Here is a 25,886-nt window from a genome sequence, read left to right as displayed (position 1 = left end):
TCCGTGTGGGCAGGGAGAAGTAACCTTTGAAGGAGAAATTACTTGGGTGTTGAACAAATAGGCCGCCTCGTGTTATGAGGCGGCCTGAACCCTGTGAATAGTCAGGGATAAGTTTTATTATTTTGTCTGGAAGATTATGCTATAATACTTGCAACAGGTTGTCGAGGGACGGTTGGCCACACCCTTTTAGAAAGGGGGTGGTAGGATGATCTCAATGGTTGAGGCGATGTATCTTATGATTGCATTTGCTACGCTCATTGTTATGATCATGAAGAAGAAATAACCGCCCCCTGCCGGATGGCGGTTATTTCTTATAACTCCAATTCGGGCTAACCGTTGCGGTTAGACAACCTGCCGGGCTGGCGTGCTTGCAACACGTCAGTCCTTTTATAATATTATACCCATGAATTGTAAATTAGGCAACCAGCACACATATAGCTGAAGCCTCTTTTGGCAAGACTCTGGATATGACCTGGAAAGAACTGCAGAAACATGGAATAGATCAGTAGAGACAGCAGGGAATTGGCAGAAAAGTGGAGAATTCTGTAGGATGATGATATGAAGGCGAATCTTTACAGATAAACTACAAGTTTTGAGGTAGACCATGAAACTTTTTGAAATGATACCCGAGAGGTTTTTCCAGCTTTTCACGGGAAAAAACAGACAAGTCTATGCTGAAGCCCTCTTGCTCCTTTATGAACAACATAACAGCAACCGTTTCGGAATCGAATATGACCTGATGCGTGACCTTTTTCAGGAATTGATTGAGACTCAGCAGGAGTTGGGTTACGCCTTCGATTCTGAGGAAGATTAAATTGACACGGGTGCGTCCGCCTTGGTTGAGCCTGATTTGAGCGAAATCGACCTTTTCCGTGCCCAGGCGAATACGATCTTGCGACGCTTGAAGAACCTCGGCTGGTTGGAAGTGGAAACCAGAGATAACTTCAAACAGTATATCGCAAACCTGCGATGTGCGAAGATTCAATTTGGTTTTGATCCTATTTATAATTCGGGAATTTGATAAACTTACTGATTAGGTCAGGCCTCAATGCTAGGTTAGAAGAAAAGATGAACGAGTCCTTAATATGTTTCCAGGGACAGCATACAATGTCGAATAGAGACTCCCTTCGGGCTGGAGATTAATATGAGTAAAAATAATTGCATTGGGGAAATCTAGAATAAACTTTTAACTAAAGGTGGTAATTAAATGAATAATGAACATAATAAAGAACTATTAAATCGTAACGCATGGGAGCAGCCCGAGGCCGAAGGTGTTGTAGAAGATAATAAAACAGAGATGTATAATAATTCTGGGGTTAAGATTGTTAAAGGAGGTACTCTAAAAGTTAACGAATCAGCGGAACATTCTTGAGAATACTCTCGTTCCGCCGGCCTAATAAGCAATGAAGAGTATTCGGCGGAACAGGCTTTTATGCAGTCACTTTTGGTCGTTCCGCGTAGGTTCCATGACCCTCGGCAAAACGACAAGTTTCGCCGAGTAAGAGTTTTGATCATCAAGAGAGAAGTGGCGGCCATGCGGCCGCCGTTATTTTTTGGTACTACCTAAGCTAACGGCGGGTCATATAGGTCGTTGGTCGTGGTTCCAACAACCTTAATATCCCGCTTTCCGATCAGTTCGCCGCTGGAGGTAAGGAATACATTCTTTTGAATGATCGTGTCCATAACGGCCTCGGCCTCAGCCTTATCCAGGTCTTCCCTCGGATCAGGGATGGTGATGGAGAACGTTTTGCCGCCGGCAGTCGTAAAAGTTAACTTTACCACCTTGTTCGTCGTTATGGCCATAGTATCACCTCTCTTCAAGCAATTCTTCCGGAGGATTACTCATCGAGCAGCTCAAAATTTTTCCTCAGGAGCACGTTTATTACCGGATTCTGTCCCAGACTGAATAAAGCTGCCGCCACATCATATACATCCTGTTCGGAGGCGTTAGACTTCAGGTCATTCAGGCTTTTCTGCTTGAGTTCCGGGCCGCCGGTGGGCGTGGTCCCGGTCTGGTATTTTACAATCAGTGTTGAATTTAAAGACGTCGTACTTACCGCCATCGTCCTCACATCCTTTCTGACCTATTGACTGGCCGCTTTGAACTAAGCCCGTCCGTTTATAGTATGATCCTGCTTGTTCGGAGGTTACAGTCTGCCGCCGACCCAAAATAAGTAAGATTCCCCATTCCGATTCAGGGACAAGCTAGTTTAAGTGAGGTTTGTCACACGCATAAGCTTGGCCCCATATTCTGTGAATAAAGTAACATAAGGGCTTGGGTGTAAGTCAAATTGTGCAGCGCTGCATGATTTGAACTGCTGTTTCCTTCGGAAACGTCGAGGAGTTTGGGGCCGTGCTCCTTATACATTTGCATGAGTCTGGTGGCGGTGCTTTGGGAGTAACTGACTGATTCTTTCAGCCACTGGCCCCATTCCCCATGCGTAAGCATTGCCTTGGAACTCTCCTTTTCCGTGTGGGCAGAGAGAAGTAATCTTTGAAGGAGAAATTGCCTGGGTGTTGAACAAACAGACCGCCTCGTGTTATGAGGCGGCCTGAACCCTGTGAAAGTCAGGGATAAGTTTCATTATTTTGCCTGGAAGATTATGACATAATACTTACAACAGGTTGTCGAGGGACGGTTAGCCACACCCTTTTAGAAAGGGGGTGGTAGGATGATCTCAATGGTTGAGGCGATGTATCTCATGATGGCATTTGCTACACTTGTTGTTATGATCATGAAGAAGAAATAACCGCCCCCGGCTGGATGGCGGTTATTTCTTATAACTCCAATTCGGGCTAACCGTTGCGGTTAGACAATCTGCCGGGCTGGCGTGCTTGCAACACGTCAGTCCTTTTTAACATTATACCCATGAATTGTAAATTATGCAACCGGCACACCTATAGATGAAGCCTCTTTTGGCAAGACTCTGGATATGACCTGGAAAGAACTGCAGAAACCTGGAATAGTTCAGTAGAGACAGCAGGGAATTGGCAGAAATGTGGAGAATTCTGTAGGATGATATATGAAGCGAATCTTTACAGATAAACTACAGTTTTGAGGTAGACCATGAAACTCTTTGAAATGATACCCGAGAGGTTCTTCCAGCTTTTCACGGGAAAAAACAGACAAGTCTATGCTGAAGCCCTCTTGCTCCTTTATGAACAACATAACAGCAACCGTTTCGGGATCGAATATGACCTGATGCGTGACCTTTTTCAGGAATTGATTGAGACTCAGCAGGAGTTGGGTTACGCCTTCGATGCTGAGGAAGATCAGATTGACACGGGTGGGTCCGCATTGAGTGAGCCTGATTTGAGCGAAATGGACCTTTTCCGTGCCCAGGCGAATACGATCTTGCGACGTTTGAAAAACCTCGGCTGGTTGGAAGTTGAAACCAGAGATAACTTCAAGCAGTATATCGTACTGCCCCATTATTCAAGCCGGATTCTCCAAGTGCTGAAGGAACTTTGCGAAGAGCGGACGGTTGAGTTCCAGCGCTTCGCCTTTGTGACCTACCAGCTCTTAACCAGTGAGGAAGCCAAACGGCGGCCTGCTTTCGCGATGATCGAAGCGGAGAAAATGACGGAACAGTTCATTGGGGAGCTGACGATTTTGGTCAATAACATGAAGCATCATGCCGAGCAAGTGGCGGCTAAAGCCAGCCTCCAGGAAGTCTTGGATCATCATTTTGACGAGTATAAAACCAAAATTGTCGACCGCAGTTATCATCGGCTGAAAACTTCCGACCACGTCTCCCGTTACCGTCATCAGATCTTGGACTGCGTTCAAACCTGGTTAATGGACTCTGCTTTTTTTCAGGAAGCTATTGAAGATGGGCTGCGCAGTGAATTTTTTACAACCCGTGCAGACGCGGAATATAAGCTACGCGCCGCTCTTTTGACCATAGAAGAAGTTTATCGGGAATTGGATGAGGTCTTTAACCGGATTGACCTGCGTCATAATCAATATTTGCGTGCCTCTTATGACCGGGCCCGCTACTTAAGCCAACATTCCCAAGGGGTGGATCAACGGCTGGCCGGGATCTTAGATTGGCTGTCCGCACGAGGCCGTCAGGAGGATCAGGCAGTGGCTAAAATGCTCGGGCCGGAGGGACAGCATTTTCTGACCATTTCTCAACTTTCAGATTCTTCCCTTCTTCCTGCCCGTAAAAAACGTGCCCCCCTGCAGCCTGCTGATTATGAAGTCCTGGAAATTCCGGAAGGTCTTAAACATGAGCTTCGGGAAAAGTCCCTGGCTAAAATGCGCTGCAGCATTTCCCGGGATAAGGTGAGATCCTATGTGTTAGAGCGCTTGGGACAAAGGGAAGAGATGGGGATCTCGGAATTGGCCCCCCAGACCCTTGAAGAGTTCCTCTATTTAACCTATGTTTACTTATACGGTTATGATGGGGAGACGGGCTATATTCTGGATCGGAGAAATAAACGCATTTTAGACATCGGAGGCTGCCGCTTCTATGATCGTCAGATTCGCCGCGTACAAGTAAGGAAGGGAGGCACGCGCCGTGTTCGAAACTCTCAGTGAACAAGAACGGGAAAAGTTACGTGATCTGATCAATCGTTTGCTTAAGGTGAACTTCTTAATCAAGGAATTGGAACGGGAGCGCTATCAGGCAGCCCGAAAACTCCGTCCTCAGCTTGAAGAATTCTTTAAGTTCTTAAATTGGGATTTCCAACTGGATGACCGGCATGAGTGCGTCTTCGCTTTCTCCAAGGATGGTGCTCACCGGCTGAGATTGACCAGGGATGAAAGCATTGCCCTCTTAGTGCTGCGCCTAATTTATCAGGAGAAACGTCAAGGGGTCATTCTAACCGAGTTTCCTCTCACCACGAAGTATGAAATCCGGGCTAAATATGAAACCTTCCGGCTTCCTTTCCCGGGAAAGACTCGTTTCCTGGAACTGATCAGACTCTTTACCCAATATAAGCTTCTCCAGCCCCTGGATGAAGAGGTTAACCTGGATGATTGTCGTTTCAGGCTTTTTCACACCATGCTCTATGCTTTAGATGCGGATTCCATCGAGAGAATCCATGAGCGAATCAAGGCCTATGACCTAGAACTCGATGAAGAGGAGTTATTCGATGAAGTGGATGAAACAGCTGCGGCTCGAAGAAGGACTAGGCCAAACCATTGCTATTCTTAACGTAGACGGGACAATTGAAGACTCGGGCAATGCATTGTCAGCCGGTGCCAATACCTTTGATCATCAGGTGTTTTTACAGGAAGTCGAAGACGCCTTTAAAAATTCGGAAATAAAAGCAATCATTCTGGCAGTGGATTCACCTGGCGGTGGCGTGTATGAGAGTGATCAAATTTATCAGAAACTAAAGAGCTTAAAAGAGATATACCAAAAACCTTTGGTTGTATCTATGGGTTCAATGGCAGCTTCAGGAGGGTACTATATTTCTATGCCGGCGGATAAGATTCTTGCGAATCGCTTTACGATGACCGGATCAATCGGCGTCATTATGTCTACATATAATTACAGCCAGCTGGCAGATAAATGGGGTATTGAGGAGCTGGTTTTCAAAAGCGGTAAAAATAAAGACATCTTGAATCCCATGCGTGATACGACACAAGAAGAAATGCAGATCATGCAGGGGATCATTGATGAGTATTATGGTTATTTTGTAGATGTCGTGGCCACAGGAAGGAAAATGGACCGTCAGGCAGTCATCAGTATTGCTGATGGAAGGGTTTATACAGCGTCCCAGGCCAAGTCACTGGGTTTAATAGACCAAATAGGGGATTTGGACGGAGCTATTACCGAAGCTGCCAAAATGATTAACGAAACGAACCCTAAAGTTATTAAATATAAAAAAGACGATCTGTTCAATTTGAATACACTCTTGTCTCTTCCGTCGTCGCGACTTGACTTTTCGGGGATCAAAGAGGATTTGCAGAACAGTGCGGTACCTACAGCTATGTACCTATACCGCTAAAGGATGGTGATTAATCAATGGATATCATTAATGAGCACAGCGGCAATCAGTTAATGGAAAGTGGAAACGTTATAACTCTGAGAGTCGTGGGATTTTGGACCAGATTTTTTGCCTTTATTCTTGATCTGTTGGTCATTGCGATGAGCAGTCAGATATTTTTCAGTCTTGTATGGCCGTCAGGCCTGGAAACAACAACAGTCAAATCATTTATTCTCATCAATTCACTCTTCCCCGGTATCTGGGGAAGCCTATATTTTGTTTTGATGACTATGTATTTTGGACAAACGCTGGGAAAAATGATCATGGGAATTAAAGTCGTAAGGAAGGACGGACATCCTCTCAGCTGGTTTTCTGTCATCATGCGGGAAGTTGCCGGAAGAATACTGGCCCAGTTGCTGGGTTCCTACCTGGGTTATCTGGTTTGTGCGTTTCATCCCCGGAAGCAGGGATTGTCGGATATCCTAGGCGATACCTACGTGGTTTATGCTGGTGCTAATAAGCTGGGTAGATTGGTTCAGATCCCGGCTCACCAAGCAGCAGCAAAATAGTCGATTTGAATTGAGTTATGCCTCAATTGATTTTAATCAAAACCACCCACTTAGGGGGTGGTTTTAACTATTATGATGACCTTACCAAGCAAAACAGCTTAATCTATCCCAATGGAAAGTTTACTGCTGGGTATACAAGAACGTTGTCTCAGCGATGTAAGAAATATTCATAGTAAGCACCTTGAATAAACAATTGTTCGAATTTGAATAAATTTAAGATCCAGCCAATAATAAGAAAAGTAATAATTGCCATGTTAGCTGACCACCTCATATTAGATTTCACGTCTATGAAAATACTTGAGTTGTCATATATACTTGATTCAAGTATTTATTCATATAACCAAACACAACTATTGTATTCTTATAAATAGGCTCTTAGAGGCGAGAGGTGGATTATATGCAAATAGGGAAATTATATCCCGAGAAAAAAGGGCTCTCAAAATGAGAATCCTTGCCGCTTTCCTAAGCGTATGTTCCCGCAACAGAGAGCTATGGCATCCTGGTAATGCAACTGGCCCCCCTCAGTAGGGTATTTTTTTCTGAATAGGTGCCTTACAAGAAGTGTGTAAAGAGCTATTAATCCCTAAAACAACATTATTTATGTACTATAACCTATTATCTTCCGGCTATTCTTATTTCGTGCTGCAGGGGTAGGGGGACCGGCGATATAAGGACAGTTAATGGCCTTCATACTGACCTCCTGATGTTCTGTAGTGTATGTGCTTATTCAAGAAAATCTAACCTTAGAGCTTAACAAGATTCTATTTTCATTCAATTTTGTGTCTTGTACACAGCGAAAGGAATGACACTTTAAAATGAATGATCTGCAATTGTTTAAGAAATTATTAGCTTATATATTTTTTAGCAGACCTATTTTAAAGACGGAGAGATTTAATGACATATGGTGGGATTTAGATGGGCTAAGGGATTATCTTGCTGGTCCGTTGTACAACATCCAAACTGAAGGAAACTGTAATTACGTGTACACTGATGAGGAGGGTCGGTTCCCCGGTGTTGATTCTCCTGAAATGTTTCTGAAGTGGTGTTTAGACACAGTTGATAAGTGTCGCGATATATTAATGAAACACCAACCTGAGAATTTCAATGAGGAAGCTGATTTTGAAACAATTATTCGACAAATAGATGGCATGGAAGTTCTTTCCCATTTAGCTTATAGGATAGAAAGTGAACAGTAAACCATTTCTTTGCTCCGACCTCATTACAAGGTTCTCATCACTACTATAAGCTGTTCCGGCCCAGTATGCCGCCTTTCGTATTTCGTCCACGTAAGTTCTTTACTTGTAACTTTTCCTTAACGCTCAGTGCCATTGCATTTGACAACAGCACCTTAAGGTTATGATTGATTCTGTCTCAAAATTGGTAAGACTCCCGTTTCTGAAAACAACCTTTCCTATAGGCCCGGGGCACTCTTACTGGAAAGGCTTGGAGGATATGCAGGTTATTTTTCATTACCTGCAGGGCGAACGTATTGGTCTGCAACTAGTGATTTCGCCATTTGAAGACAACTCGCCTCTCAGTCAGGCCATATAGAAATGAAAGCCCACTAGATACTATGGTGTTAGCTAGTGGGTTTTGTTTTTGTCCCTGATTTTCCGCAGAGTTGAGCCTGTATTTAAGACGGTATTGCTCCACATCGAGCTGTTTTGAAGAGAAAATCCTATAATTCCAGTGGAGCTGAACGAGTTCACTACAATTATGAGTAGTCTCTTTTGGTCTGGAAAATTGTGCTATAATTGTTTCAATAGGTTGTCTAGGGACGGTCAGCCACACCATAAAGACTGAGTAGACAAAGGAAAGGAACAAATACTATGAAAAATGCAAAGGGAACCATCATTACAGCGATTATTTGGGTTGTACTTATCTTAATCTCATATTATTTTCTGATTGTGCCTATTAACATCCAATCAGTGGGTTTTTGGGCATACTTTTGCATAATGCTTCTTTTGGGTGCCGGATTATTTCTTTTGCCCCAAGTAGCAGTTAACGGAAAAAAGATTACCTTAAAGAAGGAGCCGCAAGTATGGTCTTATCTCCTCAGGGCGTCAATCCTTATAATAGCAGCCGTCGGAATAATGGCAATTTACTCTTTGCCATTATTCCATGCTCACCGATACGCAGCTTTAATTGATAAGCAGGAAGGGAATTTTGCAGAAGATGTTGCAGAAATAGCCTTTAATCAAGTCCCAACCGTTGATAGAGATACCGCCCAAAGACTGGGAGACAGAAAAATGGGTGAGATTGTTGAATTGGTCTCCCAGTTTAGTGTTGCTTCGGATTATACGCAAATCAATTACCAGGGAAAGCCGGTTAGAGTATCCCCCTTGGAATATGCCGGGTTCTTTAAATGGCTCAATAATAAGCAAGCCGGACTTCCAAATTATATAATGGTGGATATGATTAACGGAAAAGTAACTCTGGAAAAACCGAAACAGGCTATCATGTATTCAGAAAGCGAACGATTTGGAAGAAATGTAGAACGATACTTAAGATTAAATTATTTGAGCGATATTTTCGGGAACTTTAGCTTTGAAGTTGATGAAGAAGGTACACCATATTGGATTGTAGCAGTGCTTGAAAATAAAATTGGTCTTTTCGGCGGTACTGATGTAAAAGAAGTGATTATGTTAAATGCTTCAACAGGAGAGCATCAAAAAATAGGTATAGAAGAGGTTCCAACCTGGGTGGATACAGTCTTTGAGTCTGAGCTTGTGCTAGAACAAGTTAATTACAATGGTAAATATCAAGGCGGTTTTTGGAATTCAATCGTTGGACAACGAGGTGTGCTTGCTTCAACAGATGGATACAACTAAGCCATTAATGATGATGTTTATTTGTATACAGGAATAACCTCTGTAGTGCGTGATGAATCAAATATTGGGTTTATCCTAGTCAATCTGCGAACAAAAGATATGACATTTTACAGTATACCGTCAGCCGAAGAATATTCCGCTATGGAAAGCGCTCAAGGTGCAGTACAAGAGAAAGGATACGCCTCGACGTTTCCTCTGCTTTTAAATATCAACGGCAAGCCAACTTATTTCATGTCTTTAAAAGATAACGCAGGGCTTATTAAGATGTATGCATTAGTAGATGCTGAGGATTATCAAAAGGTAATTATAGGTGTCACTGTAGAAGAAACTTTTCAAATGTTTACGAATAAGGGTACAGCCACTACCGAAAAAGTTTCAGAACTCAAAGAACAGTTTGAAGTAATAGCGAAGATTACAGATATTCAAAATCTCGTTATCGAAGGAAATACTTATTACTATATCTTGTTAGAAGGGCAGGAGGATGTCTTTACTGCAAATATCTCGCAATCAGAAAGATTACCCTTCCTAAAAATCGGCGATACGATCAGTGTAAAATATGTAGAAGAAAAAGAAACAGTCAATAGTATCGTGAAACTGCTTTAGTAATCAAATTTAGATGAGTCAGGGAAACCACTTCCACTTGAAAGCACAAGCAAACGATCCGTATGAACGGGTTTGCTTGTGCTTATTCAAATATTTAAAGAGAGAACTGGCCTGGACTATCTAATCCATTTTAGGTGCGTTGCTAAAAAGATGCATCACTATATATGTAATTACACCGGATACCAGAATAATAACAAGGTCGTTTTTTCCTTCTTTATTCTTAGGCTCAAGATTATTTAATTACCAGTGGAACTTTTTAACCCCATGATGAATCCTAAGTACTGAAATGCATTTCGAATTGAAATTGTTGAGGTGAGAATCAAAGCGTGAAAAACGATCTGATTGGGAGGGCTCGGCAAGGTGACCTTGACGCTTGGGAAGTATTAATCCGGGAAATTTATCCCCAGGCTTCAAAACAAGCTTTCAGCCTGCTGAGAGATAAAGATCTGGTCCAGGACGCCGTCCAAAACACGATGCTTAAGGTTTTTAATAACTTGTCGGGCTTAAAAGATGAGGTTGCTTTTAGCGGTTGGTGGCGGCGGATATTAACCAACGAAGTATACCTGTTGCTGCGTTTCAGCAGCAGGGTAATGCCGGGGATAACACCGGAACTGCTGAACACTGGGGAACTGCCTGTCGAGGAGGCTGTCGCGCTGAAGTTGGAAATGAGGCAGGAGATTAAAAGGCTTCCTCTGGAACAACAGCAAATCCTTCTTGATATTGATCTAAGAGGATTGAATTTACAGGAAGCAGCGGAAGAATACAATCTTCCCCTGGGAACGGTCAAGTCGCGGTTATTTCGGGCCCGGGCCCGTCTGCAGGAGACCCTGAAACAGTATAGAAAAAAGCCGAAGGAGCGAGTAGACATGACGCTGGAGTCATCAGATATAAAGGATCGAATTTATGACTATTTGGAAGGAACCATGGAGGCAGCGGCCAGAAAGGCTTTTGAACAAGAACTGTCCCAAAACCCTTCCTGGCAAAAGGAGATGAAAAAGCAGAAGGACTTTTTGACCTTCTTGCATTCATTAACCGGAAAAATAACCCTTTCCGTAGCAGAGATTAAGGATAAGGTGCAGGCGGTGATAGAGAAAACAGAGGATTACGAGGAAATCGTGGATGCTACTTTCTTTGAGCAGGGAAAACCGACCACCATGACCTCCCATATCTGGTTCAAGAAGCCTGATTGCTACCGGACAGAAGGGGACAGTGGTGCCACCGGGCCTATAACGGTCATTATGAAAGACGGAGTTATGCTGACTTGGCTTGCCGATAAGCGCCAAGTCAGAAAACTCATCTTAAGCCAGGAATACAGAGAACGTGGCAACTTTAATTTCCCGGACAGCCTCAAGGCCATGGCCGAGAATAAATCCAGCCGGATTTTAGGTACGGAATACCTGCAAGGCCGGCCGGTTCTTCATGTACAATTCAGTGAACAAGTTCTCGGGCTGGGGGAAATGAATACTCATCACTGGATGGACAAAGAAACCTGGATGCCAATGCGAACGGAATATTATAATGTCAAAGGAGAGCTGGTAAACCGCCGGGAAGTGAGGGAGCTTCGCCTCAATCAGGGATTGGCTGATTCCCTGTTTGAACTGGATCTTCCTGAAGGGGTAACTATTGAGGAAGAAAACAGCCAGGTCTTCTATCTTCCCCAGGATATAACTCTGACTGAGGCAGCTGAACGTTTACATCAAGCCCCCTATGTTTTGGCCAGTCAGAATTATAAGATCAAACACCAATGGGTTGAAGTAGAAGAGGGTAAGGGAGCTCTGCTCAGTATGTATTACGTCCTCGGTGAGCAGAACCCTTTGTTGATTGTTACCCAAGGGCCGGTGCCCCATACCAATATGCCCCCAAATGCCAGTAGGTCACCCGCAGAATTTGAGTTTAACTGCAGGAAAGCAACGGGAGGACTCATCGAGATCGAATTGGCAGGTGTGAAATATATGCTCGATTGGCAGGACAATGCTTACTATTATACCTGCGGCGGGCAGCTCGAAAAGGATGAATTGCTCAAAATCCCCGGAAAATTGATGCAGGCAGACGCCGGCCCGAGACGTTAACGAATCCAAGGGGTGGAGTGTTCTTTCAAACAGCACAGGTTATTATTGACATTTTCCTCAGAAATGTAATAAGATAGAGTATACCTAAAAACGAGAGGATGGTTTTTTTGTTAAATGTGTCTGTAATGGTGATTTTCAACTAAACAGTTGAGAGAGGTTACTTTGTGAAACGTAGGTTTTAAACCTGCTTTTTAAGTGTACCTTTCTAAAAACGCAAGGGTTGCGTTTTTGGATAACGCCTTACAGATTACTTCCTACAATAACCATTTGAGTTATAGCAGTGTCACCCTTTGTCAATAAGGTCAACAAAGCTGACATTGAAACTATGGCGATTATTATCGAATAGTTTTGTAGAGTGTAACAGGCATGTCCTGTTGCACTCTATTTATTTTTCTCAATAGCGTTATGTGATTTTATACGTCAAGTAAAATCATAGCCCACAGGAGTATTCTGCATATTTTTGGGAATTAAATGATCCTGAAAATAAGGTAATCTCTCTTGTGGGCATTTTCATTGTTATCAAGGAGGATTTTTGATGAACGCAAATAATACACTGGAATTTAACATCATACTTGAATCTTTAGCCCAACACGCCCTTTCCGAAAAGGCAATGGAAAAGTTGCTCTCACTAAAGCCATTTTTAAATGAGCGAGAGTGCAAATCTAAAATGCAGGAAACAACAGAGGCACGCAAAATTTTAGAAGGTATAGGCACGCCGCCTCTAGCCTCAATGAAAGAGCTGGATAAAATATTGGACCTAACAGTTAAAGGATCTATGTTGACCCCTGAACAGCTCACAAGTATCTGTGGTTTTATTTCTTCATGCAAAAGAATGAAGAAATATCTTAACAAGGCTGAATCCTTCAATACGGCTATAGGGTTTTATGGTCATTCTTTCAGTCCGCTGGATCGTCTATTTGAGGAAATTGAACGCTGTATCAGAAATGAGGCCGTTGACGATGGTGCCTCTTCAGTTCTTCGTGATATCCGTAGAAAAATTGAGAACACAAAATCTGCCGTAAAAATAAAGCTTGATGATATACTTCGCAGCAAAAAGGAATGGTTCACAGATGGTTACGTTACCATCCGTAATGGTCGGTTTGTCTTACCGGTTAAAAAGGGCTATAAAAATCAGTTAAGCGGAACAGTCGTTGATATCTCAAGCACGGGCGGCACTTGTTTTATTGAGCCAACAGTCGTGAGAAAGCTGCAGGAGGAGCTGGCTATTTTACAAATTGATGAAGATAATGAGATCAGAAAAATATTATACACCCTTACCGTACTTGTTGAAGAGCATATTAATGAGTTGCGAATAAACAAGGACTGCATGGAAACCTTGGACTTTATATTTGCCAAGGCCAAGCTGTCTCTTGAGATGAAAGCAGTTCCTGTGTCCATTACAACGGAGCGAAAAATCATTATAAAGCAGGGAAGACACCCTTTATTGAAGCCAGACTTATGTGTTCCTCTTGATTTTGAAATCCGAGGGGGACTGGGTGATGACGCTATAAACGGTGTTGTGATTACCGGGCCAAATACAGGGGGTAAAACCGTTGCCTTAAAAACCATTGGCTTACTGTCAATGATGGCCCAAAGTGGTCTTCATGTTCCTGTGTCCCCAGGGAGCGTGTTTTGTATGCATAATAGCATTTTCTGCGATATCGGTGATGGGCAAAGTCTTTCCGAAAACCTTTCTACTTTTTCCTCCCATATCCAAACTATTGTAGCTATTCTAAAAGAGATATCAAGGGAAAGTCTGGTTTTGCTTGATGAATTAGGCTCCGGTACAGACCCTGCTGAAGGAATGGGACTGGCAATTGCAATTTTAGCTGAATTAAATCAGAGAGGCTGTCTTTTTGTGGCCACTACCCATTACCCGGAAATCAAGGATTTTGCCAAGACCACAAAGGGACTTATAAATGCCCGGATGGAGTTTGATCGCGAAAACTTACAGCCTTTATACAAGCTGCAAATAGGTGAGGCCGGAGAAAGCTGTGCCTTATACATTGCCCAAAGATTAGGTTTTCCGGGGCATATGCTGAAACGAGCCCAAATGGAAGCCTATGGCGGCAGATCCTCTGGGTCGAGTGATATCCCAACTATTCTGTTTGATGGGGATAACATTAGTATAGATAATGTTACCAAGAGCAAAATTCAAAAGGAAATTCCGAAGGAAAAGTTACCCTCACGGAGCGAAAGCTTTAATATAGGCGACTGTGTTAGAGTATACCCTCAAAAATCCCTGGGCATTATTTATAAGAGGACCAATGAAAAAGGCGAGCTTGGTGTGCAGATAAAAGATAAGAAGCAGCTGATTAATCACAAGCGGCTTAAGCTTTTCCTTCCCGCCAGCGAACTTTATCCGGAGGATTATGATTTTTCGATTATTTTCGATACGGTAGCAATCCGCAAGGCCAGACACCAGTTAGAAAAAGGGCATGATGTAGTGCTGGAATATGAGGAGGATTAACCTTAAAGACAAGAGCCGCTGCAGAAATTGCAGCGGCTTTTAAAATTAGGTAAAGATCAGGGAAGGACTTTCAAAAAAAATGTTGAATTCTAGTAATTTATGTTAATAAGAATCACTTTTTCATAGTTATCAAAGAGTTTCATAAAAGTTTAAGGTGTGGTTTCCATGAAGTTTAGCCAACGAGCCTTGGATTTATCAACGGCAATTTCAGAAAATCTTATTATAAATTCAATTAACAAAGGGTTAATACTAATCATCCCATTAATTATTGCCGGGTCTGTAGCTCTAGTTATTAATAATTTTCCCCTTGTTCAGTATCAGGATCTAATGACGTCGCTGTTTGGACCTGATTGGAAAACCTTTGGCCAAAGTGTTTGGAATTTGACATTCGGATTGATGGGGCTGGCCCTTTCTGTCACAATATCTTATTCTCTTGCTGTAGTTGATCCTCTAATGTCTAAAGACAGGGTTAATCCCATCATAACCTCCCTTGTCGCTCTTATCTCTCTGCTAACTATTCTTAACACAGGAAACTCGGGAATACATACATCCAATGCTGGAGTATCAGGTATATTCTTGTCCATTATTGTTACAGTTCTCTCTACTTGAATTTGCCCTGTTCAGTTCACTAATCATAAGGCTAAAATAATTTGCATTGTGCTCGTATTCCTTTTTTCAGCTCAGCAGCTGTAGGAATCCTTTTACTGTGGTCATTGGATTCCTGATTTCATGGGCTATGCCTGCAGCCATTTGACCAATCAGGTTTAATCTTTCAAGACGGAATAATTCTCTGCGATATTGCCTAAGCTCAGTTATGTCAGCCTTTATCAGTAACAGACATTGTTCTCCATTTAGTTCGATGACTGCTCCAGAAAGAAAGGCTTCAAACATCTCACCTGATTTCTTAAAGCATCTCATTTCATAACTGTGAACAAATCCGTTTTCTTGAATATCTTGGAGAAACCTCGCGTGGTCATCCATATCTACCCATAAATTCAAGTCCAGTGCTGATCTTCCAATGAACTCCTCCCTCGAGTATCCATGCATTTTTACACAGCACTCATTGACGTCAATGTATACCCCACTTTTAAGAGAAGAGATTGACATTGAAGCTGGACAATGCTGAAAGGCTATATTAAAACGTTCTTCTGATAACCGCAATGCCTCTTCGGCACGTTTTTGTTGGGTTAGTAAATCGATCTTTTGAATTGCAATTTCTACTAACTGTGCCACGGAAGCAATAAATTCCAGTTCCTCTTTCCGCCAGATACGGCGGAAGTCAACTTGGCTAAAAATTAAGCAATAAAAACCATGCTGGCGAAAACAAAAGGGATACCAGAGGCCGCTTTTAACCTTCATCCCTATGTGCAGGAGGTCTCCCGAACCGTCAAAAGCATAAGGACTGTAATTGTCAATATGACTTTCTATCCATTTTCGATGCTTTATCATATATGAGCTGGCATTTTTAAAATAATCTAAACTAAAAGTACCTAAAGTGGTTACTGCATTGGGTGTGTTGGGGTTAAGCCACTCGTGTAGACCTATTCCTAGGTGTTTGACAAAATCTATATCATAGATAAAAGCACGATCAACGCACATTGTAGAACCAATAATTTCGGTCATGGTTTGCAAGATATTATTGGTATCGTCTTTGGTAATAATTGTTTCTGCCATACGATTTAACGCACTGGCGAAAGTAAGTTGCTCTTGCAACAGACTGCGATGTTTCCTTAAAGTTACTTCAGCCTGCTTTCGTTCAGAAATATCTTTTTTAAGCTGCTCGTTGGAAAATCTCAATTCAGACGTGCGTTCTTGAACCAATTCTTCCAGATGAAAATGGTACTTTCTTAATTCCTCGTCAATTTTCTCACCCATTACAAAAATCACCATCCATGGAAATAACATCTTAACCTTGAATTCTTTAGTAATGTCCGATTATCCTTTATTTATATTAATATATTTTAATTTTTCAAAAAATTTAATAAGTTCTCCCGAATCGGTCTTAACCGGTGGCCTTATAAGACGTTTAGACAAAAAGTAATGCGAAAGGAAGCTGGAAGTTTTTCGCCCCCAGAGCAGTAAAAGCTGGACAAACCACCGACTAAGAGTATACTTGTAGGTAAATGACTTATTCTCAGGGCGGGGTGAGATTCCCAACCGGCGGTATCCTAGTTGTTTCTAGGGAGCCCGCGAGCGCTCTTCTTGCCGAAGAGGTCAGCAGAACTGGTGCAAGGCCAGTGCCGACGGTATAGTCCGGATGAAAGAGGATAAGGGAGTCTGGCATAAATTTAATTCACTGCGGGTTTACTGCAGTGAAGTCTTTTAATTTTTGCTTGCTGTCTGTCTTTATGCCCTGATTCGAGTAAGTCGACTAAAATTTAGGAGGCTTTTACTTTGAATCAGACCTTATTAACTCGTTTCGGTACCTCATTTGAGAGAGTAGAAAAGGCGCTTGACTCATTACGGCGTGGTCGAGGAGTCTTGGTCACTGATGACGAACAAAGAGAAAACGAAGGAGATATTTTTTTCGCAGCCCAGCACTTGACCAACGAACAAATGGCTCTGTTAATTCGCGAAGGCAGTGGAATCGTTTGTCTATGCCTGCCTGAGGGAAAGGTTCAAGAGTTAGGATTACCCATGATGGTGGAAAACAACACAAGCAGTTACCAAACTCCCTTTACAGTTTCTATCGAAGCTGCCGTGGGGGTTACCATGGGTGTGTCGGCTGCTGACTGGGTCACGACCGTGAAAGCGGCGATTGCCGATCAAGCGCGTCCGGAGGATCTTCGTCGGCCGGGACATATGTTTCCATTAAAGGCTAAGCCATTGGGAGTTCTGGAGCGGCCCGGTCATACAGCTATTGCAAGGCGAGAGAACAGAGATAAGCGGATAAAATATATTTTTAGATGATTACCAAATGCCAATAAACCAATAACGGGTTATTGGCATTTTTCTTCTTTCACTTTGCCGGAAGCACAGGTGAGTATGGCGATGGCATACTCACTGTCAAAAAGCTTTATAGATGCCAAAATTACAACTTCCATACTATTCTGGTAGTATCCTAATACTTCCAGAATAGTATGGAAGTTGTAAAGACGATTTTGATAGTCTGCCGCGCAGCGGCAGGAAAACTGTGGGAAAGGGAGACGATTAAGATGATTTTCAGACAGGCACTGCCCCAGGAGATAAATTTGATCTTCAGTGATGGGTACAAGGAATGGAGCAAAAACAGGACCTTTGAACAATATTGCAGCGATAATGCCAAGGAAGATGAGTACGGTACAAGGTATGTCATAGATGTGGATAACAAAGTTGTCTGCTCTCTGATAATGTTAAAACTTAAAGATATCGTTGGGAAAAAAGCATATGGTATTGGGTCTGTATTAACACCAAACATTCACGCTGGCAAAGGTTATGCCACCGAGTTGCTGAAAAACTGCCTGCAAAAAGAAAAAGAAGACTCCTTCATTTTTTTGTTTTCAGATATAAACCCTGATTTCTATAAGAGATTTAACTTTAAACAATTGCCTTCAAAATTTCAAAGATATGAAAAAAGCGTCTGCATGGTATATTGTAATGATGTTAACTGGAATGAACTTTTAAATTGTTCAATCGATGAAATGCCCAGCTATTTTTGAATCATGAAGGTACAATAACAAAGCTTGCGAGCCTTGGATCAAATAATATCTATCTTCTGAGGAGATAGAGAACCAGGCGGAAACCTGTAAGGTTGGCTTTGGCGAACATAAGAACAGTCAGCAAGCCAATGTGACAAAAGCAATCGCTGCAGTTGTTGCAAATTCAAGCATTTCAACCAGACCAGTACCACCAGTTTAAATCCCCAGCATGAAAGAGTCGGATTCCCTCGACTTGGACGAGAAAAGATACGCCTATATCTGTCGAATCATAGGCCTTAATTTTTAAGTCACCTATCTCAAGCTTTTCATCGGGAAATAAGTGATTAATGTTTTTAAGCGTTTGTGGAACATTAATCTCATAGCTAAAGATATATTGAATATTTGGCTTATCTTTTTGCCATTCTAGGATTACTGGATTATAATGATCAGGATGACTATGAGAGGAAAAGATAAAGATATTTTTAGAACTTTCTTTGACTAAACTGTCGACAATGCCTTGATAATAATCAAATATAAGCAAATTTTTATTCGTTTCTACTAAGAAACCGCTGTGGTATAGATATTTAATTCTAATGGGATTTACCATTGTTATCACCTCGTATAAAATATTATAAGTTCTTAAAAAATGTGGTTAGCCTTCATTAAGAAAATAAGCGAAGATGAAAACGAGAGCGGGGGGATTGTATATGAAATTTCTATTTGACCATAACAATATCAATGTTTTTGACCTTGAAAAAAGTCTTAAGTTCTATAAGGAAGCCTTAGGGTTAGTAGAAGTAAAAAGACATGTACAGGGAGATGGAGAATTTATCCTTGTCTATCTTGGAGACGGTACTACTCCACATAGTTTGGAGCTTACTTGGCTGAAGGAGAGAACTGAAGCCTATAACTTAGGCGACAACGAATTTCATATTGCTTTTAGAGTCGATGATTTTGAAGCAGCTTATGAACATCATAAGAAAATGGGTTGTATCTGTTTTGAAAACAAGGAGATGGGTATCTATTTTATCAATGATCCAGATAATTACTGGGTAGAGATTATACCTGCACTCTGAAAGTAAGTCACATTTACTTTAGTATCACCTGTAGTATGCTTATGTATTGTGAGATGAGCCGATAACCACGACCTGAAGGTCGTGGTTATTTTGGTAGTTGTGTTGTATATGATACGGAAATTCTCCGGGAATTCAAGCAAAAGAATTGACTTAAGATACGGCAGCGTGAAATAGGCGAACCCCTAAGTGATCCGTGGGATAATGTGCAAAAATGGTCCGGGAGAGAACGGTTTGCCGGATATATGGCCATGTTTATGGCAATTCTTCGTTAATCAGATTTATAGGCTGATTGCCGCCAGTGTATAGTTTTTAAAGTTAGTGATGGGTGATTAAAGGCGCGCAGAGATTAAACTGGTAATATTTAACTAGTTATGCTACCATATATATAGATCTGTAAATTGAAAGAGAGGCGGTACGCAAAATAGCTGCTTTTAATAAAATTGAAGACCTTTTACTGGAGTTAAATTCATATAGACTAAATAACCGCCACTGTAGGATTGCGGTTATTTCTTATAACTTCTAATTCTGTCTAACCCTTTGGTTAGACAATCGGCTGGGCTGGCGTGCTTGCAACACGTCAGTCTTTTTGTTTTGCCTGCTTTTCTTAGGTTGTCTTTAAGTCCTTAATGATAGCAAGAAGATGTTCCAACTGGATGATAATCCATGCGGTTGAAAACAAAATTAGTATTGGAGATGTATCTCTTTCTCTTCAACCATATGTCATTGAAATTAGATGATCAGACGCTCCGAAAATTTATCTGGAGCTTGTAGTTGGACAATAAACGCATAATTGGTTTTATAGTTCCGTCAAGACAGTGTTATGATTTTAGCTTTGTGGTTATTATACATGGTGGTATGAACTTGAAGGGGCGATGATATGACCATTATCTGACCAGTTTATGGTTGAAACAGTGGTCCTTAATCCTATTGTGAAGCAAGTCCCTGAGGAGCTAATATCGTCGCTTACTGATTTTTTTACCATTATCTTGTAGACAATCGAAAAAGGATTACCCCATATCTTGTCGAAAAATACCTTATGACAAATTAAATAAGTGTTAATGATTTGTATTTGTCATAAGGTATTTTTGAGTAGATAAAAACTATGGCTCATATTCTGAGTCAAATCTATTTGTTGGGTGATGTATTTTTTGAACAATGCTGAGAATCTTGAACATGATAAAAGACTTCTTCTCCAAGTATTCCGCTATCTCCAGGCCTTGACCAACTTAAAAACCCCGTACCCATGGATATTAATGCTCAACCGTGGTTACTGTGGTTTAAAGATCTGCCTGAGCATCCATCAATCCGTCGTGGGAATATAGCGGGTAATGCCATAGACGATGAAAGTCCGGCTGACGACTATATCTTAAAGGTAGGTCGCCCTGAACTTTCCGACCCTCCCGCTCCACCGGTGCGATTACTTTCCTGGCTAGAGAAGGGGTGGCAAGAGGTTAATGGGGCTATCAAAGTTATCCCCCAAAAGCAAGAGAAAATCGCTGCCAAAACAATTCGATTTGACGAAGATCCAATTCGTGAGAGACTATATACGGAGTGGACAGAAAAATGGGAAAAGTGGCTGGAAACGAAAGGCTCAGAGAACGCTGAGGGTAGTAATAACAAACCAGCTCCGCCGGCTGAGCTTATTCCTTGGCTAACAGCGGATTGGCAAACTAGTGAGCACATAATTCAGACCAAGAAAACTCTCCTCGAGCCAGAGAAAATAATAGCCATACATTTCGAGGACAACCCCGAACGTCCTAGACTTCTTAACGAATGGTCTCCGAAACTCCAGGCCTGGGTTCATAAGGAACGCCCGGCCCGTCAAGCAATGGCCATCTTTACGAAACTTTATGACCTTTATTCCCGCCTGGAACGTGAGTCTGAGCAGGTCGAACTTGTCCTGGGTGATGGCCTTTTAGATTGGACGGACAGCTTAGCCGGAAGTCTCAATCATCCGATACTACGACCTATAGTATCCTTGATTTATGTGGGTACAAGAAAGAGGAGCTGCAGATGATTTTTAGAAGGCAGATAAATCAACTCTGAATTAACAAAAATCATACCATAGTCTATTTGGTTTTAAAGGCGAATTAGAATTTTTACTCAGCCAACATAAGCGATTAGGGAAGGTGTGTGAAAATGGAAGACAGAGTACTATTCACTTTAAATCATATTTTACAAAAGAAGAAGAGAAAGATAACCCTGGAGAGCCGTTTGCGGGAAGACTTATTTGTGGATTCGTTAGATATGTCGATGATTATTGGAGATCTGGAGGATGAATTCGAGATAACCATTACTGATGACGAGTTTGCAAATGTGGTTACCGTCAATGATATTGTAGAAATACTGAAAGCTAGAGGTTTGTCCGATTACCAATCGATTATAAATTCGGTGTGATCGCATAACCTGTCGTTCCAAGTTTGATTGACGGCTAAAGTTCATCAGAAAAATTGTGCCAACACGGGATCTGTCTGGTTTATTACAGTTTCTTTAGGACAAGCGTGTATTAAGCTTCTCAAGCTTTTTGCAATTTAAAGAAAGAAGACCGGTTCCTTTCGCTCTCTATACAGATTATTCAGTCGCATTGCAGCTTCTTTGAAGTAGCACAGTTAGCCGGTGTAAGTATGACTTGGTATACATGGCTTGAGCAGGGACGGCCTATTCATTTCTACACAGGTCATAGAAAGCCTGTTCACAGTGTTACAACTTGATAAACAAGAACGCATCCATATTCACCTTTTGGCAAACCAGCCGCTTCCGGCGGATATACCGGAACACCAGGGGACTATAAGTCCCATACTTCAATATGTTCTGGATAGCCTAGTACTCTTTCCATCTCTGGTAACGGATCTGCGGTGGAACGTCATTGCCTGGAATGAATCAGCATGCTTGGTTCTTGGTGATCTTAGCAAAATGAATCTTCGCCAACGAAATATTGTTTGGGCGATGTTCACAGATAATAGTTATAAACAATTATTTGTTGACTGGGAATTTCATGCAAAGTGCTGAATTTAATTTTTGGTGGCCTTTACATAAAATTGAAAGTAATAGTGAAAAATCCAAGCAATTGAACCACCCCATTGCGGGATTATTAGATTTTGAAGTCAGTAATTTTGATGTTTCTGATAATTCTGGCTTAAAGTTAATTGTACATACTCCTTTACCTGGTACGGACACAGTTGGAAAAATGAAATCATTATTGGCTGCTATGCCAATTTCAAATTACCCCCGCGGGTAATAAGAATAGGTGACCAAGGGCGCCGATCAGATTTATATGCTCGAGGAAGGCTGCCCTACGGACCCAGCTGATGTTTTGCCTAACATTAATTGGTGAGACGCAATTTCAAGAGCACGCACTCCTTAAGTTTGAGTTGACGTAGGCTCTCTTCATATTGTTCTGGAGTTTTCATTCTTTTTCTAGCTCAAGTTTAGGTGGAGGCAAAAATACGGCGGCCGCGTGGTCGCCACTTCTGACGCACGTTAGGAAGAGCTCACTAAATGTTACCAAGTACGCCTTTAAAGGCTCTTACAATTTTCAGAATAGCAATGCCATGCTGCTTCGTGCACCAGCAGAGGATGAAAACGGGTCACTCCGGTCGGGCTCGGGCAGCTTCGCCCACATCCTGCAAGAAAGCTAATTCGTGCGAAGACAGTGTCTTCGTGTCACTCAGCATTCCGAGGCTCGCCCACTCGCTTGCACGGGAGCTTCGCCAAACCTCCGGGTAATACCTGAGGTTAACCCGTGGCTGCGCTTCCTCGCGCAAGCTTTGTGGGCTAGTGCAGAAATCGATTTCATATTCCAAAGTGAAATGAATATTGTGCCTCTTGAGGTTAAATCCGCAGAAAACCTCCAGGCTAAAAGCCTAAAAAGTTTCTGTCAAAAGTATCAGCCGAAGTATGCGATCCGCACATCGATGTCGGATTACAGACATGAAGGATGGTTAATGAATGTGCCATTATATGCAATTAATGGTTTATCCAATATTTTAAAGGAAACTAGAAAGTTTAGTTCATATGATAAATACCAGCAGATATGGAGATGTCCTGTGATGAGCGTGTTCTTAAGGAAATAGGCGGACAAGCGAAGAAAGCTTACTGCGATTACATTTCTGATATCTTACTTCTATGATATTAAGTAGCGTTCGTTGTGCAAGCTGTCGTTGAGGAAGTTAAAGAGAATAGGCACCTCTGACAATAACCCCAATAAACTTCTCTTAGTTCGTTTTGACGGTAGACGTAAGGGGCGTTGCCCACAAGGAAGTGCCATTCAGAAGGCATCAAATCGCCTTGCTAAACAGCGAAACATTGTTTTTTCTTATCTTTTATTCTTTATTTGATAGGATTCTAAGCCATTTTCATTTGGGTGCGAAACTTCAATATGTATTATGAAGGCTCTTAAGGATGAAGGATAGAAATTAATTTAGAAGGAATTTTATAATTTATGTAGAAGAACTAACTGCTATATTTAATCGACTTTAGAATTAAATTGAAAGGTTGTGACTAGATTGTTTAAACCCGAAGGTGTTTATGTAGCGATGTTAACTCCATTTGACGAAAATGGAGAGATTGATGAACTTTCTTTACGAAGAACAGCTGAATTTGCGATTCAACAAGGAGTTGATGGTCTTTTCCCAAATAGTACGGTAGGTGAATTTGTTCGATTAAGTTTTGATGAAAAAGTTAGGATAGTAGAGATCGTTGTGGATCAAGCGAAAGGACGTGTGCCGGTTACCCCAGGTGCTGCTGATACTTATGCTAGAGGGTCGATTGAACTTTCCAAAGAGGCTAAAAGATTAGGATGTGAAGCGGTCGTTATTACGACCCCTTGGTATTTACCAGTTAGCCAAGAAATGATTGAGCGGCATTATGAGGCGATCGCTGAAGCTGTTGACATTCCGATCATTTTATATAACATTCCAATGTTTACCGCACCTATTTCGTATGACGTAGTTGGACGTCTAAGCAGACTGGAAAATATCGTAGGGATGAAAGACAGTAGCGGAAGTATGTCTGATAATGTTAACTTTATGGATAAAGTTCGCTTGTTAGGTACACTGGATAAGTTTAATTTTCTTGTAGGAAGAGAAGAAACCTTTTTCCCTGCCCTTATGGCAGGTGCAAAAGGATCTATGACAGCTTGTGCTGGGATTATTCCAGAAGTGATCGTTGGCATTTACCGTGCTTATAAAGAGAAGGACTATAACAAAGCCAATCAACTGCAGTATTCTTTCCTAAAGTTGTTACGTGCCATGAATACGGTACCATTCCCCATTGCCTTTAAAGTAGCTATGGAAGCACGGGGGTTTTCTATGGGAATCCAAAGAGCTGTGCTGTCAGATGCAGAGAAAAATAATTTGAAGTTAGTACGATCAAGTATCGACGAAATCATGGAAGAACTTTTCGGTAATAACTATAAAGTTGATCTTGAGAAGTTAGTTAGCACTGAAGAATTCAAACAATATGTTATTAATAAGTAATATGTTAATGGAATAGTGTGGGACCCCGTACTCTGCTTTGGTGGAGGTATACTCCCCCACCGAAGACTCGATGTTCGACTTTAGTTGAACGAGTTTTCTCCCTAAATCTTGGGAACTAAACGCCATTGGGCTATGAGCTGCAAGGAGATAATCAACTTGCAGCTCATTAGTTTACCCTAATTCCAGAGGAAGAGGGAGATCTATGATCCTAATTCGGTAGCGGTAGGTGAATCCTTCGCTTCAAAAATGTTTCTTTGTAGCATGTGCATCCAACGACGATAATCGATAGTTGACACTACCGATTATCGTCGTTGGATGCTTTTGTCATTGGAGTTTAAATATTCAGATTCAACTATAAGAACTACAAAACATATGACTTAAAAAAGTAGATACATATATATCTAAATGGATTGGAGTATATTTACTCCTTGAGTACTAATGATTTCAATGTGCCAATATAATAGATATTGGAATACACAATTCCAAAAGAATAAATTATTAATTTAGACAAACACCTTAAATGCTTTTAGAGGGAATAGTTATATCCATACTCAGATGGCGTCACAACACTATTCAATACTAAATATCCTCAGATTATAGCCTAACTGTTATGATTTGCAAAGATAATATACACTAAAATACATATAAAGTGGAATATACCAATTAAAATATTTAAAATAAATAGTATATTTTTATAAATATGAAGAAGGATTTTGGGTAATTAAGTAGAATTGTATATCTGTAAAAAGGAATTAATAATACCAAAAACCATGTATTATTAAGAGAAATAGTTCAGGCTTGGAATTCCTTTTCTGGAATAAAGAATGTGCATATTGAAATACAAACTGCACGGATCCACAGAATTAAATGAGAGAGGAGAGTTATATTGGTGTCAAAAAAACGTAAGATGAAAACAATGGACGGAAATACCGCTGCAGCATATGTTTCGTACGCTTTTACTGAGGTAGCGGCAATTTACCCGATCACCCCGTCGTCGAACATGGCAGAGATGGTCGACGAGTGGTCCGCGTTAGGAAAGAAAAATATTTTTGGTCAGCCTGTCCGGGTTACTGAAATGCAATCGGAGGGGGGTGCAGCCGGAGCCGTTCACGGTTCCCTTCAAGGGGGAGCTTTAACGACCACCTATACAGCATCTCAGGGGCTGCTTCTCATGATTCCCAATATGTATAAAATCGCCGGGGAATTATTACCGGCTGTATTTCACGTAAGTGCG

General features: G+C 41.6%; 24 protein-coding genes, 3 pseudogenes and 1 riboswitch. Of the genes and pseudogenes, 22 read left to right on the top strand and 5 right to left on the bottom strand.

Annotation, left to right across the window (positions count from 1 at the left end; translation table 11 throughout):
* Nucleotides 1-604 precede the first annotated feature (604 nt).
* The 3 genes from DP73_RS24100 (at nucleotide 605) to DP73_RS23625 (ending at nucleotide 1,372) form a co-directional block, all read left to right on the top strand.
* Nucleotides 605-814, top strand: coding sequence for a hypothetical protein (locus tag DP73_RS24100; RefSeq protein WP_034602084.1), 210 nt, complete (start codon nucleotides 605-607; stop codon nucleotides 812-814).
* 36 nt (nucleotides 815-850) lie between these two features.
* Nucleotides 851-1,021, top strand: coding sequence for a Wadjet anti-phage system protein JetA family protein (locus DP73_RS24095; protein ID WP_165574442.1), 171 nt, complete (start codon nucleotides 851-853; stop codon nucleotides 1,019-1,021).
* A gap of 186 nt (nucleotides 1,022-1,207) precedes the next feature.
* Nucleotides 1,208-1,372 (top strand): hypothetical protein, encoded by a 165-nt coding sequence (locus tag DP73_RS23625; protein ID WP_165574441.1) that lies wholly within the window; start codon nucleotides 1,208-1,210, stop codon nucleotides 1,370-1,372.
* Nucleotides 1,373-1,563: 191 nt separating this feature from the next.
* Here DP73_RS23625 and DP73_RS20170 read toward each other — a convergent pair whose 3' ends face one another.
* The 3 genes from DP73_RS20170 to DP73_RS20160 form a co-directional block, all read right to left on the bottom strand.
* Nucleotides 1,564-1,803: a DUF2922 domain-containing protein gene (locus DP73_RS20170; RefSeq protein ID WP_034602082.1), complete on the bottom strand. Its 240-nt coding sequence runs from the start codon at nucleotides 1,801-1,803 to the stop codon at nucleotides 1,564-1,566.
* Between the two features lie 35 nt (nucleotides 1,804-1,838).
* On the bottom strand, nucleotides 1,839-2,063 hold the full coding sequence (locus DP73_RS20165) for a DUF1659 domain-containing protein (RefSeq protein WP_034602080.1): 225 nt from the start codon (nucleotides 2,061-2,063) through the stop codon (nucleotides 1,839-1,841).
* A 161-nt stretch (nucleotides 2,064-2,224) separates the two neighbouring features.
* A complete protein-coding gene (locus DP73_RS20160; protein WP_034602078.1) occupies nucleotides 2,225-2,449 on the bottom strand; it encodes a DUF3102 domain-containing protein in 225 nt (74 codons plus the stop codon).
* 633 nt (nucleotides 2,450-3,082) lie between these two features.
* On the opposite strand from DP73_RS20160, the gene DP73_RS20155 reads away from it, so the two are divergent.
* The 11 genes and pseudogenes from DP73_RS20155 to DP73_RS20115 all read left to right on the top strand — a co-directional run bounded on the left by DP73_RS20155 (nucleotide 3,083) and on the right by DP73_RS20115 (nucleotide 15,091).
* The gene (locus DP73_RS20155) at nucleotides 3,083-4,543 is read left to right on the top strand and encodes a Wadjet anti-phage system protein JetA family protein (protein ID WP_242865811.1); all 1,461 of its coding nucleotides are present in this window, start codon (nucleotides 3,083-3,085) and stop codon (nucleotides 4,541-4,543) included.
* Nucleotides 4,524-5,162, top strand: a complete 639-nt coding sequence (locus tag DP73_RS20150; protein WP_034602076.1) for a DUF4194 domain-containing protein — start codon at nucleotides 4,524-4,526, stop codon at nucleotides 5,160-5,162. Before DP73_RS20155 ends, DP73_RS20150 begins: the two co-directional genes overlap by 20 nt.
* Nucleotides 5,101-5,961, top strand: coding sequence for a signal peptide peptidase SppA (gene sppA / locus DP73_RS20145; protein WP_242865810.1), 861 nt, complete (start codon nucleotides 5,101-5,103; stop codon nucleotides 5,959-5,961). Before DP73_RS20150 ends, sppA begins: the two co-directional genes overlap by 62 nt.
* Before the next feature lie 17 nt (nucleotides 5,962-5,978).
* Complete coding sequence (locus DP73_RS20140) at nucleotides 5,979-6,509, top strand: RDD family protein (protein WP_034602075.1); 531 nt, start codon at nucleotides 5,979-5,981, stop codon at nucleotides 6,507-6,509.
* A gap of 815 nt (nucleotides 6,510-7,324) precedes the next feature.
* Complete coding sequence (locus tag DP73_RS20135) at nucleotides 7,325-7,705, top strand: hypothetical protein (RefSeq protein WP_034602074.1); 381 nt, start codon at nucleotides 7,325-7,327, stop codon at nucleotides 7,703-7,705.
* A 199-nt stretch (nucleotides 7,706-7,904) separates the two neighbouring features.
* Nucleotides 7,905-8,012: pseudogene (locus tag DP73_RS24090) on the top strand (Vitamin B12 dependent methionine synthase activation subunit); the annotation flags it as partial.
* Nucleotides 8,013-8,338: 326 nt separating this feature from the next.
* Nucleotides 8,339-9,340, top strand: coding sequence for a hypothetical protein (locus tag DP73_RS24085; RefSeq protein ID WP_242865809.1), 1,002 nt, complete (start codon nucleotides 8,339-8,341; stop codon nucleotides 9,338-9,340).
* Nucleotides 9,341-9,385: 45 nt separating this feature from the next.
* Complete coding sequence (locus DP73_RS24080; RefSeq protein ID WP_242865808.1) at nucleotides 9,386-9,943, top strand: hypothetical protein; 558 nt, start codon at nucleotides 9,386-9,388, stop codon at nucleotides 9,941-9,943.
* A gap of 326 nt (nucleotides 9,944-10,269) precedes the next feature.
* Nucleotides 10,270-12,012, top strand: coding sequence for a sigma-70 family RNA polymerase sigma factor (locus DP73_RS20125; RefSeq protein ID WP_034602073.1), 1,743 nt, complete (start codon nucleotides 10,270-10,272; stop codon nucleotides 12,010-12,012).
* Between the two features lie 535 nt (nucleotides 12,013-12,547).
* Nucleotides 12,548-14,482 carry a DNA mismatch repair protein MutS gene (locus tag DP73_RS20120; RefSeq protein ID WP_034602072.1) on the top strand — a complete coding sequence of 645 codons (1,935 nt, stop codon included), beginning with the start codon at nucleotides 12,548-12,550 and terminating at the stop codon, nucleotides 14,480-14,482.
* A 165-nt stretch (nucleotides 14,483-14,647) separates the two neighbouring features.
* On the top strand, nucleotides 14,648-15,091 hold the full coding sequence (locus DP73_RS20115; RefSeq protein WP_034602071.1) for a PTS transporter subunit EIIC: 444 nt from the start codon (nucleotides 14,648-14,650) through the stop codon (nucleotides 15,089-15,091).
* Nucleotides 15,092-15,157: 66 nt separating this feature from the next.
* Here the strand turns inward: DP73_RS20115 and DP73_RS24290 are convergent, their stop codons facing one another.
* On the bottom strand, nucleotides 15,158-16,357 hold the full coding sequence (locus DP73_RS24290) for a PAS domain S-box protein (RefSeq protein ID WP_205623420.1): 1,200 nt from the start codon (nucleotides 16,355-16,357) through the stop codon (nucleotides 15,158-15,160).
* 251 nt (nucleotides 16,358-16,608) lie between these two features.
* A riboswitch (FMN riboswitch) is annotated at nucleotides 16,609-16,755 on the top strand.
* Nucleotides 16,756-16,876: 121 nt separating this feature from the next.
* On the opposite strand from DP73_RS24290, the pseudogene DP73_RS20105 reads away from it, so the two are divergent.
* A pseudogene (locus DP73_RS20105) lies at nucleotides 16,877-17,338 on the top strand (3,4-dihydroxy-2-butanone-4-phosphate synthase); the annotation flags it as partial.
* 299 nt (nucleotides 17,339-17,637) lie between these two features.
* Nucleotides 17,638-18,120, top strand: a complete 483-nt coding sequence (locus DP73_RS20100; RefSeq protein ID WP_034602070.1) for a GNAT family N-acetyltransferase — start codon at nucleotides 17,638-17,640, stop codon at nucleotides 18,118-18,120.
* 172 nt (nucleotides 18,121-18,292) lie between these two features.
* Here DP73_RS20100 and DP73_RS20095 read toward each other — a convergent pair whose 3' ends face one another.
* On the bottom strand, nucleotides 18,293-18,706 hold the full coding sequence (locus DP73_RS20095) for an MBL fold metallo-hydrolase (RefSeq protein WP_034602085.1): 414 nt from the start codon (nucleotides 18,704-18,706) through the stop codon (nucleotides 18,293-18,295).
* Nucleotides 18,707-18,806: 100 nt separating this feature from the next.
* Here DP73_RS20095 and DP73_RS20090 point away from each other — a divergent pair, with 100 nt between their 5' ends.
* The 6 genes and pseudogenes from DP73_RS20090 to DP73_RS20060 all read left to right on the top strand — a co-directional run.
* Complete coding sequence (locus tag DP73_RS20090; protein WP_034602068.1) at nucleotides 18,807-19,175, top strand: VOC family protein; 369 nt, start codon at nucleotides 18,807-18,809, stop codon at nucleotides 19,173-19,175.
* A gap of 1,243 nt (nucleotides 19,176-20,418) precedes the next feature.
* A complete protein-coding gene (locus tag DP73_RS20085) occupies nucleotides 20,419-21,192 on the top strand; it encodes a hypothetical protein (RefSeq protein ID WP_034602066.1) in 774 nt (257 codons plus the stop codon).
* 122 nt (nucleotides 21,193-21,314) lie between these two features.
* Entirely contained in the window at nucleotides 21,315-21,572 is a 258-nt protein-coding gene (locus tag DP73_RS20080) for a phosphopantetheine-binding protein (protein WP_034602064.1), read from the top strand.
* 300 nt (nucleotides 21,573-21,872) lie between these two features.
* Nucleotides 21,873-22,413: pseudogene (locus tag DP73_RS23620) on the top strand (hypothetical protein).
* 1,267 nt (nucleotides 22,414-23,680) lie between these two features.
* Nucleotides 23,681-24,652, top strand: coding sequence for a dihydrodipicolinate synthase family protein (locus DP73_RS20065; RefSeq protein WP_128751448.1), 972 nt, complete (start codon nucleotides 23,681-23,683; stop codon nucleotides 24,650-24,652).
* 907 nt (nucleotides 24,653-25,559) lie between these two features.
* Nucleotides 25,560-25,886, top strand: a 327-nt coding sequence (locus DP73_RS20060) for a hypothetical protein (protein WP_131428573.1), incomplete at its 3' end; no start/stop codon positions are given.

This window comes from Desulfosporosinus sp. HMP52 (assembly GCF_000765145.1).
GTDB lineage: Bacteria > Bacillota > Desulfitobacteriia > Desulfitobacteriales > Desulfitobacteriaceae > Desulfosporosinus.
The sequence above is the reverse complement of the archived record's forward strand: the minus strand, read 5'-3'. Positions and strand labels throughout refer to the sequence as shown.